General features: G+C 63.2%; 15 protein-coding genes and 1 pseudogene. 9 read left to right on the forward strand and 7 right to left on the reverse strand.

Features of this window, described 5'->3' with window-relative positions:
- Positions 1-718: 718 nt before the first annotated feature.
- On the forward strand, positions 719-1,471 hold the full coding sequence (locus tag ACIBG0_RS36930) for a helix-turn-helix transcriptional regulator (protein WP_397039353.1): 753 nt from the start codon (positions 719-721) through the stop codon (positions 1,469-1,471).
- Positions 1,468-1,887, forward strand: a complete 420-nt coding sequence (locus ACIBG0_RS36935; RefSeq protein WP_397039355.1) for a hypothetical protein — start codon at positions 1,468-1,470, stop codon at positions 1,885-1,887. Before ACIBG0_RS36930 ends, ACIBG0_RS36935 begins: the two co-directional genes overlap by 4 nt.
- Positions 1,888-1,920: 33 nt before the next feature.
- Here ACIBG0_RS36935 and ACIBG0_RS36940 read toward each other — a convergent pair whose 3' ends face one another.
- The 4 genes from ACIBG0_RS36940 to ACIBG0_RS36955 form a co-directional block, all read right to left on the reverse strand.
- Positions 1,921-2,670, reverse strand: a complete 750-nt coding sequence (locus ACIBG0_RS36940; protein ID WP_397039358.1) for a DUF6545 domain-containing protein — start codon at positions 2,668-2,670, stop codon at positions 1,921-1,923.
- A 1,380-nt stretch (positions 2,671-4,050) separates the two neighbouring features.
- Complete coding sequence (locus ACIBG0_RS36945) at positions 4,051-4,620, reverse strand: hypothetical protein (RefSeq protein ID WP_397039361.1); 570 nt, start codon at positions 4,618-4,620, stop codon at positions 4,051-4,053.
- Positions 4,617-6,449, reverse strand: a complete 1,833-nt coding sequence (locus tag ACIBG0_RS36950) for an FAD-dependent monooxygenase (RefSeq protein ID WP_397039363.1) — start codon at positions 6,447-6,449, stop codon at positions 4,617-4,619. Before ACIBG0_RS36950 ends, ACIBG0_RS36945 begins: the two co-directional genes overlap by 4 nt.
- Positions 6,450-7,074: 625 nt before the next feature.
- On the reverse strand, positions 7,075-9,714 hold the full coding sequence (locus tag ACIBG0_RS36955; protein ID WP_397039367.1) for an AAA family ATPase: 2,640 nt from the start codon (positions 9,712-9,714) through the stop codon (positions 7,075-7,077).
- 416 nt (positions 9,715-10,130) lie between these two features.
- Here ACIBG0_RS36955 and ACIBG0_RS36960 point away from each other — a divergent pair, with 416 nt between their 5' ends.
- Both ACIBG0_RS36960 and ACIBG0_RS36965 read left to right on the forward strand, forming a co-directional pair.
- Entirely contained in the window at positions 10,131-11,450 is a 1,320-nt protein-coding gene (locus ACIBG0_RS36960) for a cytochrome P450 (protein ID WP_397039372.1), read from the forward strand.
- Positions 11,451-11,457: 7 nt separating this feature from the next.
- Positions 11,458-12,300, forward strand: a complete 843-nt coding sequence (locus ACIBG0_RS36965) for a class I SAM-dependent methyltransferase (RefSeq protein ID WP_397039374.1) — start codon at positions 11,458-11,460, stop codon at positions 12,298-12,300.
- Between the two features lie 162 nt (positions 12,301-12,462).
- On the opposite strand, the gene ACIBG0_RS36970 is transcribed toward ACIBG0_RS36965, so the two are convergent.
- Positions 12,463-12,705 carry a hypothetical protein gene (locus ACIBG0_RS36970; RefSeq protein ID WP_397039376.1) on the reverse strand — a complete coding sequence of 81 codons (243 nt, stop codon included), beginning with the start codon at positions 12,703-12,705 and terminating at the stop codon, positions 12,463-12,465.
- Positions 12,706-13,100: 395 nt separating this feature from the next.
- On the opposite strand from ACIBG0_RS36970, the gene ACIBG0_RS36975 reads away from it, so the two are divergent.
- The 3 genes from ACIBG0_RS36975 (at position 13,101) to ACIBG0_RS36985 (ending at position 14,257) form a co-directional block, all read left to right on the forward strand.
- Entirely contained in the window at positions 13,101-13,478 is a 378-nt protein-coding gene (locus ACIBG0_RS36975; protein ID WP_397039441.1) for a hypothetical protein, read from the forward strand.
- Positions 13,361-13,807: a GNAT family N-acetyltransferase gene (locus ACIBG0_RS36980; protein ID WP_397039431.1), complete on the forward strand. Its 447-nt coding sequence runs from the start codon at positions 13,361-13,363 to the stop codon at positions 13,805-13,807. The genes ACIBG0_RS36975 and ACIBG0_RS36980 overlap by 118 nt, the downstream gene beginning before the upstream one ends.
- Before the next feature lie 252 nt (positions 13,808-14,059).
- Complete coding sequence (locus tag ACIBG0_RS36985; protein ID WP_397039379.1) at positions 14,060-14,257, forward strand: hypothetical protein; 198 nt, start codon at positions 14,060-14,062, stop codon at positions 14,255-14,257.
- 726 nt (positions 14,258-14,983) lie between these two features.
- Here the strand turns inward: ACIBG0_RS36985 and ACIBG0_RS36990 are convergent.
- Both ACIBG0_RS36990 and ACIBG0_RS36995 read right to left on the reverse strand, forming a co-directional pair.
- Positions 14,984-15,892: a transposase gene (locus ACIBG0_RS36990; RefSeq protein ID WP_397039432.1), complete on the reverse strand. Its 909-nt coding sequence runs from the start codon at positions 15,890-15,892 to the stop codon at positions 14,984-14,986.
- A pseudogene (locus ACIBG0_RS36995) lies at positions 15,778-16,386 on the reverse strand (transposase); the annotation flags it as partial. The gene ACIBG0_RS36990 and the pseudogene ACIBG0_RS36995, both read right to left, overlap by 115 nt.
- A gap of 236 nt (positions 16,387-16,622) precedes the next feature.
- On the opposite strand from ACIBG0_RS36995, the gene ACIBG0_RS37000 reads away from it, so the two are divergent.
- Positions 16,623-16,997 (forward strand): hypothetical protein, encoded by a 375-nt coding sequence (locus ACIBG0_RS37000; RefSeq protein ID WP_397039382.1) that lies wholly within the window; start codon positions 16,623-16,625, stop codon positions 16,995-16,997.
- The gene (locus ACIBG0_RS37005) at positions 16,994-17,365 is read left to right on the forward strand and encodes a helix-turn-helix domain-containing protein (protein WP_397039384.1); all 372 of its coding nucleotides are present in this window, start codon (positions 16,994-16,996) and stop codon (positions 17,363-17,365) included. The genes ACIBG0_RS37000 and ACIBG0_RS37005 overlap by 4 nt, the downstream gene beginning before the upstream one ends.
- The last annotated feature ends 462 nt before the right edge of the window (positions 17,366-17,827 follow it).

Genomic DNA, 17,827 nt, shown 5'->3' on the forward strand with positions numbered 1-17,827 from the left:
GTGGCGATTCGTTGCCCGCGAAGCAGATGCCGACAGATCCACTACAGATTCCTGGGTGTTCGTTTGTGGTGATAGAGCGTCGCAACGGTCGTCCTCACTGCGTGTGGGTGTGCACAACCGTCACCTGCTGCGACTTTCCCAGACAGCTGTAGCCAGCGACGACGTCGACAGACTTGGCGAAACATGGTGTGCAGGATGGTCTTTCAGAAGTTGAAGGAGCCCTGCAAATGACGAAGCGCGCCCGCCGTATTGCATGCGCGGACGCACGCCGTCGGATACGACGGATCGGAGAGGGGATAACTCTGAATATGCCGACAAGACGGCGGAAGTCCTTGCGCGGAGCGTAACCATTTGCAGGGGAAGGACACGGCCCTTGCGGTGCCTGTGCGTGGGGGAGTCGAACACCGCAAGGCCGGTCACATGCCTGTCGCAATCCGTCGTGAAGCTACGGGATGAGCGACAGGACGAATCCGGCCAGATTGGCCAGTGTGTTGAGCACGTAGGCGCCGTTCGCCAGGACGCTAGATCCCGCGCTGAGTGCGGACAAGATATCCATTCATTCCCTCCCTCCAGGGTCCTCAGTCCGTGTTGACATGAAGGACGCTACGTGGAGGTGACTTTAAACGCAAGCAGTATTGGACAGTTTAAGTCACTGAAGGGCGGCACAGGACAGCTCAGCTGCCCTGATATGATCCGATATGACTGCTAAGGTGGACAAATGGATACGCGTGGGGAGAAGAACGCGGCCGAGGAGACATCCGCGGATGCTGTCTCGTCATCGGGTGACGCGGATGGCTCGCGTCAGGTGTTGCTATCGCCCGATGAGCTCAAGGAGTATGGGCAGGTCCTGAGGCAGCGGCGAGAACACCTAGGACTCACGGTGGTGGAAGCTGCCCGTCTCGGCCAGGTGTCGCGACAGACCATCCACGACATCGAGGCTGGGAAGAAGGCACCCGGGCGCGGAGACACCTGTAGACGACTCGATAAGGCCTACCGCTATGTGGGGGGCTCGGTTTTGAACCTCTACAACTTCAAACAGCTGCCGGTCAACGCCGATGACCCGGTCCCCGCAGCGCCGCCGCGCGTGCCTACGACCGACTTTCGCGCTGAGCTCCCCCTCAAAGCCCTCATCGAGCTGGTTGAGGCCGACCAGCGACTCGAGAAGATGGCGCAATCCAGCGATGACCCCGAGTTGAGGGAGCTGCGGCAGGCGATCGGTCGTAGTACCGATCGCTTGCTGCGAGCATTCGTCGTCTCGCAGGTCGAAGGCCGCCGCGCGGCCGGTCACGATGATGGCGAGTTCATCGCGACCCTCCTGGCCGTACAGGTACGACCGCCGATCGCCGACGACGAACAGGACCGCGATGAATCGGCCTATCTCCGATGGCTGCTCGGACGGCCCGAGAACATACCTCCAGAAGATCAGGCACGCTACGCCGAACAATTCGCAAGCCGCACGCAGGGAAGATGATGCTGACACTTGAGATCAAACTGAACCGGCTGTTCCAGCTCAGGCACGACTACGGCCAACCCGAACGCACCACCGATGATGTCGCCCGGGCGGTTTCTCGGCGAATCGGCACAGCGGTCCGGGGTGCGATGCTCAGCGAAGCTCGCTCTGGCCAGCTCACGAATTTGCCTGTCGAGATCGCCGAGGGACTTTCCGCTGAGTTCGGGGTCGACCCCATCTATCTGACAAACGATGAAGGTCCCGAGGTCAAGCAGATCGACCTCTTCATCCAAATATTCATCCTGCTACGCGATCGTGGGCTGCATATCGCAGGCCGGGGATTCAGCTCATATGACCTGGACACCCTCGAACAGATCCTCGAAGTACTCAAGGAACCCACTTCCGAGGAAACGGCTTCGGTGCGCAACACGGCGTAGCCCACCGAAGCACATCGACTGATCTTGAAGGTGTTAACGAGAACTGCCCATTTCGAGCCGGGTCCAGGCCTTCGCGACTGCGAGCACAGCGCGCTCATCTGTCGGCCATGCCGGACTGACGGCATCAGCCGCGGCCCCGGACTCTGCGCGATCAACCGCCTCTGCAATTGCGCGAGCCCATGCTGCCTCGTCGTTCGCGTGACCGGATAAGTTGATGATCGGGGCCAGCGCCACGATCGCGTCCTCGATTTCGACACGCATCCTGTGTTCCGCAACGATCGCCGATCGTAGGTGCCCAGGGTTACCCAGCCGAACCTCCGGCACGACCGCGGTCAGTGCCGTCCACAGCGGTTCCAGGATTCGCGAACGCCTCTCAGCACCGTGCGAACCTCCTGGCGACAACTGCGCGACCTCGCGGGTCATGAGCGCAAGCTGGGTGCCGATCGTCTCGGCCTGGATCTCGGACTCAGAGTCAAGGGAATCTCGCTGCATCGCAGCAGCGAGCGCTTCCGCATCCAGACTCGTCGCAAACAGACCTGGGCTGCTCTGGAACCTCCTGCCTCCCAAGTGATCACATAGGACATGACCGAATTCGTGCATCGTCTGCTGTATCTGATGCCGAAGTGACCGCCGCCCGTCGTATCGAACCACGAGGCGATCCTCGAGTACCAGCAATGCCGCGCTTTTTGGTCGCGAACCCATCGTCGTTCGCCATGCAGCAACGTCTATCTGCAAGCCGGTCTGCTCGCCGAACCAATCGCAGATTTCGTCAAGTTTCCACAACCCCGATCCAGGCAGCCTCACCATCGGATGCGGCAGACTGCCTGATCGCCGAGCACCGCCAACCGCTGTCTCCGGGCCCCGGCCAAAAATACTGTGTGACAAGATTTCTCGCGGGTACCCCGGTGGCTGGCGAGCGAGCCTGGCGCACCCAGGTTCCACTGCAGCGTCATGGGCTCGCCTGGGCGACGAAAAACCATCTTCAGCTTTGAGTTTGCTCTCCGAATCTGTTGGGCGGTCACGCCGAGCCCCCGCCCAATGTCTGCAGTCCAGACATTCATTTTCCCGCTCACCGATGCAGACGTCGATGGCAGACAGTCCCGGTCCTCGTCCAACGCTACGCAATTGATTGCTCCCCCGAGCACCACAGAGTGGATACGACTAATTCGATTGCGGTCATCTGGTCCGAGGATGAAGCAGTAGCCAGCACAGCTCACCGCACGCACCAGGCCGAGCAGATCACGGGTCGAACAGACTTGAGCTGAATTTCGAACCCCAGTTTCGGCCGCGACCCGACCGATACTTCGAATGACCAATTCTCGAGCCCATGTCAGCACTACCCGGAACTGTACGAATGTGCTGGCTGCAGTGTGTGCGGCCACGGTTGCTCCGGCGAGGTCGTAGCAACGAAACAGTCCCAGCACACCACTCCAAACATGCCAAAGCCCGGCGAGCCGACGTTGCTACCGCCACGACCGTGGCGAGCATAAACAGCACCAGGCCAGCACCGAAGGCACGGCCCCGGACCACTGGGTGTAGGTATCTACAGCTGCCGCGCCCAGGACCAATGTCCGCTGCTCTCGATACCGTCGTGGCCGCACCGCAAGGCCTCGCAATCCCAAAGCTGACCCGCGCCGCAAGGTGTTTGGCGTGTGGCCCGGCCAGTCGTCGGGACTGCTTCCTAGCGACCTGCGGGAATCGAGCTGCACGGCCACGCGCTTCAGGTGATCTCGTGCGATTCGTGAATCGGGCTATCACAGCCACGCCTCTCGTGCGGGCTGGACCGTTTTGGCCGCCACCATTACTCGGTACGCGGCTGCTTTCCGAGCGCACTCGTCGCGGCGGCATGACCGGTGCAGGCGGCATTCGCGCTGTGCCTCCGGGAGCGTGAATCCCTGATCGGGCGCGCTGTGACTCAAGATCATCGGCAGGACAGATTGGCAGGTGGCGGCTATCGATCCGATAGATCTGCTCGGCGGGGGTGCAGCTGTCGTGGTCGGTGCCGTGCCATCGAGCACGACGAACAGGCCTAGCAGAGGGCCTATTTCCGCGATAACGACAATGACCGTCCACACCGACTCCCATCCCGACATCGCGATCACCACTGTCCCGTACGCCGATTGCAGAGGCCGTGCCGCGATATCGAGCGGCCGAATGTCGTGATCATGGCAACGCCCTCGGTGGGACCGCTGTGGCACCGGCTGGACAGGGCCAAAACTGCTCTGGCGAGGTCGTGGCGACGGCGCATGCCCGACCCACAGCCTCCCGGCAGTCGTGTCCCTGCAGATCGGTCAAGTACTGATGGTGGGGCACCACCACGGTGTTGGCGCGGTAGTGGTGCACCTGGTTCAGTAGGCGTTCGATCGGATCGGTGATCGTGTCGGTCTCCGGCTGTAGACCCGCTGTGCTCAGCACAGCGGCCATTCGCCACTGGTGCTGGAGGGCGATCGCCCGGATCTTCATCTCCTCCGCGTCGACGGCCGCCTGCGCGGCCGCGCGATTCCGGGTTGCGCGCAGGTCTGGGCGCAGCAGTCCGACGACGATGGGGTGCGGGTGCTGTATCGCCAGCGCGCTCAACGGCCACGGTCCCCGCACCGCAGACGAGAGCGGGATCGGCGCGGCGGCACAGGTGCCAGTGGGACCGCATTCGGTGGGCATACGACTTGTGCCGACGTCGTCGGCGAGCAGCAATGCGCCGGAAGAAATGCCGCGATGGCGGGTTTGGGAGATCACGTCAACACCGCCTCCTTGAACGTGGCGATTGCTGTGGCCAGCTCGTCCGCTCCGCACCGGAAACTGATGTGCCCATCCGGCCGGGTCAGAACCACCGTGTCCTTGTCGTGCTGGCCGTAGTGGTGGAAGATCTCGGGATTGTCGGCGATGTGGGCACCGGCCGGAGCAGTCGCGCCCGCTTCGGGTGCTGCGATCACCTCGGTGCGCATCAGATCGCGGAAGGGCGCGGTGGCTTCGGCGACATCGGCGGCCACCGTGGAGCGCGGGCGGCCCTGAAACACCATCAGGGTGTAGTCGGGGTGGGCAAGCAGATCGTGCACGCCTCTGGTCGAGGTGATGGGGGTATTGGGGGCGCGGTCCCCGGCAGCGAGACCGGCAAGCGGTGTCAGACCGGGCTGAGCGATGACGTCACGGTAGTGAAAGCCCAGCCCTGCAATCCGCTCGGCGGCGCTGTGGTGGAATCCCGGCTGTCGGACGATCTCACGACGGGCCTCGAAATTGTCGTCGAATGCCATCATGATGTCGCGCAGCATGGCGGTGGCCTCGCCCACCTGCTCGGCGATCGGCAGCCGCTCGGCCTCGTAGGTATCCAACAGCGATTCCGGGGCGCGTCCCTGCAAGACAGCTGCCAACTTCCAACCCAGGTTGAAGGCGTCCTGCATACAGGTGTTCATCCCCATGCCACCAGTTGGGGGATAAACGTGCGCGGAATCGCCGGCAAGAATGGCCCGTCCGCGGCGGAAACCGGTGGCCCGCCGGTGCATGATGTCGAACTCGGTGCACCACTTGGGAACGCCGAGCACCGTATCGGGCAGCCAGGAGTTGACGACGGGCTGGAACGCCTCGCGTGCGGCGATGGGATCGGGGTGGGCGACGGCCCGAGGAGCGTCGCGCCTATCGCTGATCAGCACGCGGTGGTAGACCGACGGTAGCGCGGTCATGAGAAGCATGGCTTCGGGATCGATCCGGTATTCGATCCACTCGCTGCAGCCGACAGGGGCATTACGCACGTCGACGTCCATCATCCGGAACCGCGTCCCGGTGTAATTGATGCCCTCGAAGCCGAACCCACACTTTTCGCGGACGGTGCTACGCACTCCGTCACATCCCACCAGCCACTCAGGCCGGATCACTTCCCGACCGCTGCCCTGGGCGTTCGCGTGACGCAGGACGGCGGTGATCCAACCGTCGCCGTCGATCGTGATGGACTCCAGCACGGTATTCCACTCGATCATGCCGCCGAGCCTTTCTACCGCCTCCCGCAGCGCCGCCTCGGTATCTTGCTGCTCATTGATGAGGATGTACGGATTGGGGGTCTCCAGCTCGGTGAAGTCCAGATACTCGACAGTGTCCACGCCGCGGAAGTAGAACGCCATGCCCCGGTGCTTCAGGCCGACGTTGAGGAAAGGTTCTAGCAGCCCTCGCTGATTGAGTTGCTCCGCAGTTCGGGGCTGGATGGCGAAAGACCGCGAATTGAGGTCAGGGCCAGATCTCATGTCGATGATGCGGCACGGCAGCCCGTGGGACAATAATTCGTAGGCGGTGCTCAGTCCGGTGGGGCCTGCGCCCACGATAAGCGTCGGAGCGCGCGAAATTACGGATCGTGACAGAGACATGGTAATTCCCTTTGTGCCATGCCGGACTCCCGGTGAACACAAGGTGAGCAAACCGGGCTCGGATTTCATCTGGTGGTCGAAGTGAAAGTCTTTATTTCGTCGATGCTCGCGCGTTCCTCCTGGTAGAGGCGGCTTTGTGTTGACGAGACGACTGTCACATAGTCCGGATGATTTTGAAATGGGTGAGCCCCCACGCATCCCCCAGAAAACCACCCATCCATTACTCCCCCATCCGTCACGAATTAATTCCTTTACCTGGCGGTTTGATCCACGACCGGACCATCGAAGGCACCGAAAATTTGTCGAGCCAGACGGCCGGCAGCACAGCTCGATGCCCGCGCGTTCAGACGCGCATGGGTTGACGTGGGGGTGCGTATTGACGACCGGCGGGCGAATTCCGGCACGGTGCGTCGCGTCCCGTTTGTGGTGGTGAAAAGCGAGCATGGCCGACGTCGAAGGGGCCGTTCGCATGAGCCGCTGAAACGGCAGCACGCATCGCTGACCGAGTACAGTCGGCGAGCTCGTCGCAACTCCCCGGGCGCCACCGGTGCCGCACGGGCTACCCCGACTACGGAAGGCCGCTGCCCGAATTGCATTGCAACGCAACGTGACTACGCGCAGGCGCACGGTGTTGAACCCACGTATGTTCAGCGACCGCGCCATCACACGCTCGGCGTGCGCTACTGCATGTCCACTTGCCGATCACAAGACCCGCACTAAGAAGACTTTCCCGTCACTGGCTCACGCGCCCTGCCCCGATCCCCGCGGTGGGCATGGACCGTCGTCCCAGTTGGGTTGCCGGAGACGAGTCGACCCGACGACGACGGCCGCGATGCCGCTATCTACGAGGCCGAGCACTGTAGCGCCCATCTGGGCGCGGCTTGTGGTGCGCCGGAACGTATTCGTGGACGTGTCCCCGCGACGAAATGCCCAGCTTGTTGAGTATCGCCTGAACTTGCTTTTCGACAGTCTTCTGGGTTGTGCCACGGAGGTCGGCAATTTTGGGATTGCTGTGACCTGCCGCGATCAGAACTGCGACGTCCTTCTCTGCCCGGCTCAAACTATCCCAGGGCCCCAGTGCCGGATCGGTCGTCTCACTCAGTGCGGGTGTGGTGTCGAGGACCAGGTCGCCCAAGGCAAGCCGATGCACGTCGTCGCTGAACGGACGCAGGTCCCGCTCACCACGGTTCATTTGGGCGATGAAGACGACGTCGCCGAGTACTCCACGGGCGGTCTTGATCGCGTCGTGGCATGCGACCGCGAATGTTCCCATGGCGCCGATGTCGACACCCAAGTTGGACCGCAGGGTCTTGACACCGCCTGCGAGGTGGGCGATTTCAGTCGCGACCGGCACAGGATCGGCGGTGCCGGCGTTGATGATCGCCGCCAGTGCCCAGCACCGCAGTTCGATCGACCATGCCGCACCCCACTGATCGCCGATGTCCATTTGGTCCCTAAGCGTGCCGCGCAGCACCTCCGCCGCTTCGATCGGATCGCCGTGTTTGGTCAGTGTCACGGCCCAGGCCAGCAAGGCCCAGGACGTCACCCACTTCGCTCCTGACTGGCGGGCGCGCTCCACCGTGTCGCACGAGATCTCGATGGCGCGGTCGCCGGTCTCGTCAAGCAGTGCCGCAGCCAAACCGGCGAACATACCGGCCAGGACGGCGGCACCGTAGTCGCCACTGTCGAGGAATTTGCGACGTGCCCGTAGCAGCACGTCGACAGCCAAGGGATCCTGGTCATCCATGAACATCCGTGTCCCCAACACCAAATCGAGAACGGCGGACAGGTCCTCGAGTGCCGCGGGGTTGTGCCGCCAGTCCATGCCATCCGGCACGCAGGAGGCGATGCATTCCTCAAAGAGGCCCGTGGCCTCGTCGGATTGGCCTTGCCGGACGAGCATCCAGGCGACGGCCGATTTGGCCTCGAGCTGGACATCGGTGGGCTGCGGCGTCAGCTTCTGGCTCGCTTTCAGACACCGGTCAGTCCAGCGCGAGACCTCGCGGATCGAACCCTCCAGGAAGGGCTCCCGCACCCGAATCAGATCGCGGCAGATCTCCAAACCCGCGAGTGCCTCGCCAGCTGTGGTGGTGCTGTTCTCGATCGCGGTGACGATATTGGGCCACGCCGCCCTGATCCCGTCCAACAATTCGCGCTCGGCCGGGCTGAACCAATGGCGTGCGGCATCGGCAACTTTGTCCCGGTAGTAGTGCAGGTGCCGGCGGGCCAAGCGGACGCGTTCATCGGAACCGCGTTGTGTGAGCCGGTCCCCCGCGAACAGCCGCAGACTCTCCAACAGGGAGTATCGAACGGCGCTGCTCGTGATGTGGATCGTGACAAGAGACTGGTCGACGAGTCGCTCGAGAAGTCCTTCGATCTCATGCCTCGGCAGCATCAGCTGCCCGTCGTCACCGCTGTTCTGCTCGTCACCGCAGACCGCTTCGATCGCCTCGATGTCCGCACCGACTGCGGTGGTGCTGCCTGGGTCGCCCTCGGTGCCGCCGCCCGTCGCCGCGAACACCGACATCCGTTCGAACAACACCTTTTCCATGTCGCCGAGCAGGTTGTAGGACCAGGCGATGACATTGGAAACCCTGTGATGGCGCGTGTCGGCTCCCGAACGTGGCCCGGACGTCCAGCCCAGCCGCCTGTCGCCTGGGCGTCCAGTGAGCTCGTCACGGAGACCTCTCAGAGACTGATGCCGCATCCTCGCCGCCGCCAACATGATGAAAAGGGGAAAGGCCCCGACGTGGGCGCAGATCTCTGCAACAACACCTTCTTCGCTCGGGGGAATCGGGGCGCAGCCGGTGAGATTGGCACGCTGCACGAACAGGGTCACGGCGTCGGCTTCTCGTAGCTGCTTGACGGGGATCAGGCGCTCGTCGATCCATCCTGTGGGGCAGCGGCTGGTAGCCAGGATGATCAGCCCCGGGACGGCATCGAGCAGAGCCGGGATCAAAATCCGCAGGCCGTTGAGCACGTGTTCACAGTTGTCCAGCACGAGGACAACGCGCCGACTACGCCCCGACTCGTCTGATTGGTCGAGGCGCTCGACCAACGCGTCCCACGCATCCTTCCGCGAGTAGTCGGCCCCGATCACCGCGTCCGCGGTTTCCCGCTCCACCGCCGCGTAGTCCGACTCCACCGCCGCGTCGTCCAACTCCACTGCTGCGGAGTCCGACTCCACAGGCAGTCGCGCCAGTCGCACCCAATGCACCTGAACACCGCGGGCCGTGGCCATACTGCCAGCCTCCGCAGCCAGACGGCTCTTCCCGACTCCCCCAGGACCGACCAGCGTGATCATCCGATCCGATCCGGCCATCAGCAGACCACTGATGAGCTGCAAGTCCTCTGCACGTCCGACGAAGCTCTGGCCCTGTGTCGGAACCGCGCTCCCCACCCCAGGTTTAGTCACCCACTGACTATAACCCGAAAGAGGCCGAGCGGTATTCAAACAATTCTCACCGGACTCACCCATCCCCCGTCTGTGGATGGTTTATGGGTGACTTATGGGGGACCCCCATTCCCGAAGCACCCTATGGGGGTCCACAATCCACGGCCGACGCCCGAAACGATTCATCCGATTTCGCGCCAGGCGATGGACAAACGGTCCGAAAAGCACAGCACCCTGGGCTTTCTCGTCGCATTCAGAGGCGCCACTTCCCTTGCGAGCCGATGCCCGCGACCGTCGCGAACGGATTCGAAAATGAATTGTTAAATATGGGGGTGCGTTTTGGGTAGGTCACCCATTCCAGTAGCGACCGTGGGTATGGCATGGTGCTGTTCGGCCGCCGAAAATAATTGCGTTTGATTTCGCACAGGCGACGAGACCAATACCAGGCCCGTGCACGCTTGGACGCTGTCCAAAAAAGGGGAATTATGTTGAGTTGTCCTGTGGCCCACGGGTCTCCTCTCGGCACGGACGACGACCGTTTTTCGCTCGACGATGAGACGTACACCAGCGATCCGCATGCAGCACTCGAGCAGCTGCGAAAAAAGTACGGGACGCTGGCACCGATCAACTTGGCGCCAGGCGTACCAGCCACACTCGTGCTCGGCTACCCGACCGCTGTACGGATCCTGCACGACCCGGAGCACTTTCCGGCCGATCCACGCCAGTGGCAGGAGAGGGTCGCCAAGGAATGTCCCCTGCTGCCGATGCTGGCGTACCGGCCCGCCGCGCGACACACCGACGGGCCCAAGCACGCCGGGTACCGGGAGGTAACCCGCGCTGCCATCGACCCAGTCGACCTGTACGCGATGCACGCCACCGTCGACGATCTCGCCACCGCACTTGTCAACACCTGGATCGAAGCAGGTAGAGCCGACCTCGCGAGCCAGTATGCGCTCCCGCTGACCTTCGCCGTACTCAACAATCTCATCGGCTGCCCAGCCGATATCGGGAAACGAGTCACAGCTGGCATGGCCGCTCGCTTCAACGCCACCGCTTCATCGGAGCAGGGCATGAACGAGGTGACTGAGGCGCTGAGCGAATTGGTGCAGCTCAAGCGCGACCAGCCCGGCGACGACATGACCACGCGGCTGATCAACCATCCGATCAAACTCCACAACGACGAAATCATCAAACTCCGCGACGACGAAATCGTCGCCCAGCTGGCGAGCTTCTATGGCGCCGGCATCGAGGCAACGCGCAACCTGATCGTGAACGCCCTGCACTTGATGCTCACCGACGACTCATTCAGCGGCAGCGTGCTCGGCGGCAATCTGTCCCCTCGCGACGCCGTCGACTGGGTGCTGTTCAACAACCCGCCGATGGTCAACTTCTGCATCACCTACCCGAAGCAGTCGGTCATGGTCGACAACATTTGGCTGCCCGGGCGCCAGCCGGTCGTCATCAGCATTCTCGGTTGCAATCTCGATCCGGACGCCGATGGCGAGCTGAGCATCGCTGGCCCTCACACCGATCCAGACGCCGTTGACCGCACCGGCAACCGGTCCCATCTCGCGTTCGGCACCGGCAACCACGCTTGCCCTGCCCGAGACGTGGCCTACCAGCTCGCGGTAGACGCACTCCTCTACCTGCTCGACCTGGTCCCCGAGATCAAGCTGGCCAAACCCGCCGAGGAGTTGAAGGTGCGGCCAGGCCCGTTTCAGCGGGCGCTCGAGGCGCTACCGATCGTGTTCCCTCCCGCCAAACCGATCCTTCAGGCACCGCGGACCAAACCGCGAGATTCCCAACCGACGAGAGGGTGACGAAGACATGCAGAACGGGCGACCCAGTGAAACCGCAAGAGCCATCGGCCACATCAGGGCCCTCCACCAGACAGCCGAGAACGGATTGATATTCAACGATCCGCTGGCCGTGCCGATCCTCGGTGAACCAGTCCTGCCCGAAACAGAACTCGACCGCGGGCTCCACCCGGACGTAATTCGTCGTCGAAGGCTGTACATCGCAGCACGCTCCCGATTCGCCGACGACCGCGCGGCAGCCGCCATCGCCAGGGGAACCGAACAAGTCGTGATCCTCGGCGCCGGACTCGATACGGCCCCGTACCGCAATGTCCACAAGAATGTCCAATTCTTCGAGGTCGATCATCCCGACACCCAAACCTGGAAACAGCACCTACTCAGGAAGTCCGGGATCGCGATTCCGGACTCGCTGACCTTCGTCCCCATCGATTTCGACCAGTCCACACTCGCGGACGGACTCGCCGAGGCAGGCCTCGACCGCACCCGCAGCGCGGTATACATCTGGCTCGGTGTCTCGGTCTACCTGACCAGACCCGCAGTCGACGCTACCCTCAGCCACATCACCGACCACGCAGGGTCGGAGGTTGTCCTGGACTACTTCTACCCCGTCACCTCGACACCACATGAGCACACGACAGACCAGCTACAGGCACGCGCCGAAAGCACCGCACGCCTTGGGGAACCGTGGCAGACCTTCTTCACCGCCGACGAAATCGGCGCCCTCCTACAGTCTTTCGGTTTCAAGCAGGTCGTCGACCAGCCTGGGTCAGAGCTGGTGGCAACCTACGATGATCGGGCAATTTCCCGCCCGACAGAATCGGGACCACACGTGGTCCACGCCTACGCGGCTTGACCGCACCAACAGGCACGACATCACCGTGCAGTCAGGCGCGCCGCCTGTAGCCCGCCAGCAAAGCACACCGCCGACGCCGCGCGAAGGCATGACCTGCGTTCGGTTTCTCGCGGCCCAGACCGGATCGGTGTAGTGCCTCACCGTGACCGACCAACGCTGTGATCAGGCACCTAGACGACTGAGCATCGCGCCGGCCACCACAGCAATACTGACGCCGACACCGTAGGCGATCTCGCGCAACGACTGGCCCTCGGTATGGCAGGGAGCGATGTCGTGGCGGCGGCCCTCGGTGAGCGCTAGCTTGAGAATCAGGCTGCGCTTGGTGTGCTCTCCGAGGGCGATGCCGCGAGGGGTCTGCTGCGGCGCCCTTGGTTTACGTCCTGTCGATGACTGCAGTCTTCGCACGCTGTCAGCACCGCCAGGAAGCAGCGTGGCGGGTTGTAGTGATGCTGTGGCCGCAGCGACAGGGAAACGCCAGCGAGAAATAGATGCGGCCCACGACAATTCGGATGATGCTGACCACCAGTAACGGCGCGGTGAGGTGCATTGGTGGGGGGCCGGACTGGTAGGACCGCGTATTCAACTGTCGCGGATTGTCGGCGTTTTCCAGCCAGCAGGTGACCGGAACCGGGTTGCGGTGACATAGCGGCTCCAGGTCGCTTCGGTCTCGGAGGCGAGCTTGGCCGTGGTGACGGGGGACCGAACGGAATCCGACGCTAATGCGGCGGTTCTGCGCGGGGTTGATGCCGGAGCCAGACGTAAGCGATTGCGGCCGAGGCTATTTGCTGCGGGATCCACCGATGGCGAAACCCCGTGGCCCCGAAGGACACCCAGCGGCCATGATGGCGGGCATGAGCCTGATGAAGTACTGGCCCCTGGCCGGATTGCAGGTGCGGACACCGCAGCTTGAACTGCGAATACCTGGTTTGGAGGACCTGGGCGCACTTGCCGGGCTGGCTGCTGAGGGAGTGCATGATCCGGCGGTGCAGCCGTTCACGGCGGAGTGGACGGATGCGGAACCGGACGAACGTGCGCAGAGGGTGCTGCGGTGGCACTGGCGATGCTGGGCCGACTGGCAAGTCGACACGTGGACCCTCAATCTCGTCGTGCTCCAGGACGGGGAGCTGGTCGGTATCAGTCGATCGGTGCGAGGAACTTCGCGGTCTGCGCCGAGGTGAACACAGGATCCTGGCTCGGCCGAAAACATCATGGTCAAGGCATCGGAACGGAGATGCGGGCCACGGTGCTGGAGTTGGCCTTCGCTCATCTCGGGGCCGGCTCGGCGGTATCGAGCGCGTTCGAGGACAACCTGGGCTCGCACGGGGTCTCCCGCAAACTCGGATACGAGCCGGATGGGCTCGAGGTGCACGCGGTGCGGGGAAAACCGGCGACGATACGACGGTTGCGGCTGACCCGCACGGGCTGGGAAGCCCATCGGAGCGTTCCTGTGGAAGTGACCGGGCTGACGGAGTGCCTGCCGCTGTTCGGAGTCCGAATCAAACCGTGACGACGCCGAACGTCAGGGCTTCGGCCTGACGTTCGGCGGCGTAAGAATGGTGAGACCGCTACTCAACTGTCGAGGGTTAGCGATGGCTTCCACCCGACGGGTGATCGGAACCGGGGCGCAGTGACAGCGGCTTCAGGTAGTCGTTGCCTCAGCTGCGAGTTTCGTTGTGGTGCTTTGGTGATAGCCGAGAGCGTCAGCGACCACCGGGCCTGGCATCTGCTGGACGTGTTGGCGTATGGCGGAGGTTCAGGCGTGGACGTTGGGGACTCCGAGGACCCTGACCAGACCGCCGAGCGTTTCGGGGTGCATTGGTTGTCCGGCTCTTCGGCCGGGGAACAGGGTCTCACTACCCCTCGTGGCGCGGTGGCCGACTTCTCCATGTTCGTCTGGCAGACCAAGCCTGGCGGAGTCCAACGGCTAGCCGAGATCCTGGGCGAGAAGGGCCGCTGAAACGGCAAGAGCTATCGGCTCATCGATTCCTATGCCCGCGACCTGCTCCGTCACGCCCGGATTGAGCAGGTCAAGAGTGCGCCTCAACTCCTGGCGATGATCAATGAGATGACTGCGGTGCAACGCCACGCCCTATCGCGGGCCGTTATCGGCAGTGATGGGACGCGGATAGTCAGTGGTAGCTCGGAACAACTGCGGATCTACCAGGATGATGGCCCTCTGGTCGACGTCATAACAATCCTCGGCTACTTCTGTGGCTACCGGCCAAGCGTCCTCAAGCGCGAGGTCGAGGGGTTTCCGGACTATGAAAGCAAAGGCGTCCATATGAAGATCACTCTCTGCCACCCAAGCAGGGCCCCAGGTCGCCAACCCAAGGTTTCCTCGGGGTTATGACGGTGTGGTGCCCCACTACCGAATCAGGAAGCTGGACAGCACGATTCGGAAAAAAATCCGGTGCTCACTGACAACAGCGACCACAGGGGATGACGCCGGTTCTGCGTCTCCGGTGCGGACGCACCAAAATCAGCGTAAGGCGTTTTGTGTCAAGCGGTTTGGTCGGTGCCCTGTCCTTCGTCGTCCCGGCATAGCGGTAATGGGGTTGGTCCCTGCAGCGTGTAATCGGGTTGTGGTGACGACGGGCGGGGCTGCCCATGATTATGGGCGAGATCACGGTGTGTCTCGATGCCGAGCGGGGCTCGCCCCGACCGACCGCTCAACCGGCCGCCGTCAGACAGCGGTCGAGACCGTGGTGGGCGCTTTGGTCGTGCCGTACGTGGCGATGTGCAGGTCCCAGGGTTGACGTGTGCGGATGACGGCGTGCAGGTGCCGCAAGATCGCTGCGGCGATGGCGGCTTGGGCTTGCCCTGGTGTGAGTTTGTTGGTGTCGCGGCAGGTCAGATGCTGGTACCGGGCTGCGTAGACGGGGTTGGCGTGCCGTGCCGCAAAGACTGCCCGCCAGGCTGCCAGCCGGATGCCGGGACGGCCTCGGCCGGTGAGTCTGGTGCGACCAGTGAAGGTTCCGGACAGTTTCTCCCGAGGTGCCAGGCCGGCGTGTTTGACCACGGCACGGACAGTGAAAACCTTGCAGGGGCGCCGGTTTCGGCCAGGATCGCCGCGGCCCCGACCGCTGACAGCCCGACGATGGAGGCGACGAGATCGGTCAGCTCGAGCCCATCGAGCACTCCGGTCATGCGCGCTTCGGTGTCGGCCAGGCATCGCTTGCGGTCGGTCCAATCGCCGAGCAGTAGGTGCACGCGTTCGAGAGCGCCGCGCCGGTGGGCGAGCACACCAGCCGAATCGCTCAGCGCCGCAAACAGTTTCCCTGAGATCCGCAGGGACGGTTTCTGTCCACCGGCGCGGGTGATCTCGCGACGGACCATCTGCTCGAACGGGGCCAGGCCGAGGCGGCGAGTGCGGGCCAGATCCCCGCCGTCGCGGTCGCAGATCACCCGCAGCGCCGCCACCCAGTTGCGCGAGCGGAACGGCTGACGCGCAGTCTCGAGCGCTGCGGGCCACACGCACTCCAACAAGGCTCGGATCTGCTGGATCTGGGAGATCATGTCCACGATCAACTGTTCGCGGCGCGTCCCGAGATGCCGCAACGGCCCCAGGTTTCCTCGACCGGCTCGGGAACATAGCAGCGCAGCTGCGCAGTCAACCGGGCGATCAGCACCGCGTCCTTGTTCGTCGGTTCTGTCGCTGGTCAGATCCTCGGCGCGGCGTGACCATGCGGTCATCGCCGGCTGCACACACACGAACGCCATGCCGCGATCGGCAGCCAGCTGCCCTAAGACCCGCCACCGATGCCCGGTCGGCTCACAGGCCACTGTCGCTCCGGCGAACCCGGCCGCGGCGGCACGTTGGCTCGCCCAGTCCAACGCCGAACCCAAATCCCATGCCCGACAGCGGAAGGCTTTGCGGGCCAGCACCTTCAAATCATGATCGGTGACCACGACCATCTGCTTGCGATCGGCCAGATCGATCCCGACGACCGCATTCGTCGCTGGCACCAGCGCCCGCAACCGAGCAAGGCGCGCGTTGCGATTGCGATCACCTCGGGACACCCCGCTACCGTCACCCATGAACGTCCTCCTGCTCCTGCGATGGGACACCAAGCCCGACAAGCGCATCAGGAGGACGTTCACCACGTCCAGGCAACTGACGCACAGAACGTCTTTCTATGCCGCACGGCAGGCGTTTGCCGGCCGTCCAAAAGAGACGCCAATTGGACATTTCGAGTCATAGACAGACTTCGAATGTCCAGTTACGATCCAGGGACGCACACCATTGAAATACCTTGGAGTTGCCCGAGGGTCGTTCGCCGACGACGACGCCAGCGGCTCACAAGGGCTCAAGGGGAGGTACCGTGAGCAACCAGATGGACGAAACACGGCAGCCACGTCCGGTTGCCGACTCCCAACACGCCGCCGCGCCAACAGAAATTAGATTCGAATTGCACTGCGGCTACACCAGACTGACCTTCACGCCGCAGCTGACTCGTGTCAGCGTGGCACCAATGCACCGCAGCTGCCGCGACGCCCTCGCCATGGCTGCACTGATGATTCGCGCCGATCTGGCTAAACAGGGCGCAATAACACGCCGACTACAAGGAAGTCCGAAGATCGCCGAAGACGGCACGATCAGAGTCGTCCTGACCGACCGCCTGGGTCGGCGCCATCGCCCGATCACCGTCACGCCCGCGGATATCGTCGCCCACCTACGCAACTGGATGATCGCATGACGAGCGCGAGGCCAGATGTCGCGCACGGAGAACCCGTTCCTGACAACGACGCCATCGGCCTGCCGGTTCTGTACTCCCCCGACGTCGTCGCGCAGGCTTTTGGCCTGCCGTCAGCCAACTGGCTCGAAGAAGCCGCGCGTCAGAAACGAATCCCGCACACCCGGATCGGCCGACGCTTGCGCTTTACCCGCGCCCAAGTCGATCTGGCCATTCAGCTCTGCACGATCCCGCAGGACACCCCCGAGCAGCCTACGCAGGTCCGGCAGCGCCGGACAACCATCGCGCAGAAGGCACAATCCAGGCGTCTGCAAGCCCGCATCCCCGCCCGCATGCGCAAAGCAGCGTTGTCGCAGGGCCCACGCCCGTGAGGACGCGCCACAGGCGCGGCCGCGGGCGGCGAGGCCAACCTTCAGCAGCGATCTCAAATGTTTGTGGTGCAACTCGCTCGCTCACTCGTGTCCGAAACAGATCGTTCGACGTTAGACCCGTTCCGGAAAACAGCTGCTGCGCACGCCAGCCCCGCACCGCCGATGAGTCTTGCAGTCCCCAAGCCCCCAAAAATGTTTCGGATATTGAGCAGGTTTCGAGGCGTATGTTGGGGCGCAGACTGAAATCAGAGAATTGAACCGTCGCCTTATCTATGAGGTAGCGGTTCGTGGTCGGGGTCAGCTGCCCCGTAGCGTGCCACAGGTGAATCCCCCGGCATGTCCGAAGTGTCCGAACATGCCGTGAAGCTTCCATGTTTGTCAAGTGGTGTGAGCGGGTTCGTGCAGGGTGCGGAAAGTCGGTCGGGTGACATAACAGGGGTCGAGGAACATCGTTGAGAAATC

The organism is Nocardia sp. NPDC050630, from assembly GCF_044457245.1.
GTDB lineage: Bacteria > Actinomycetota > Actinomycetes > Mycobacteriales > Mycobacteriaceae > Nocardia.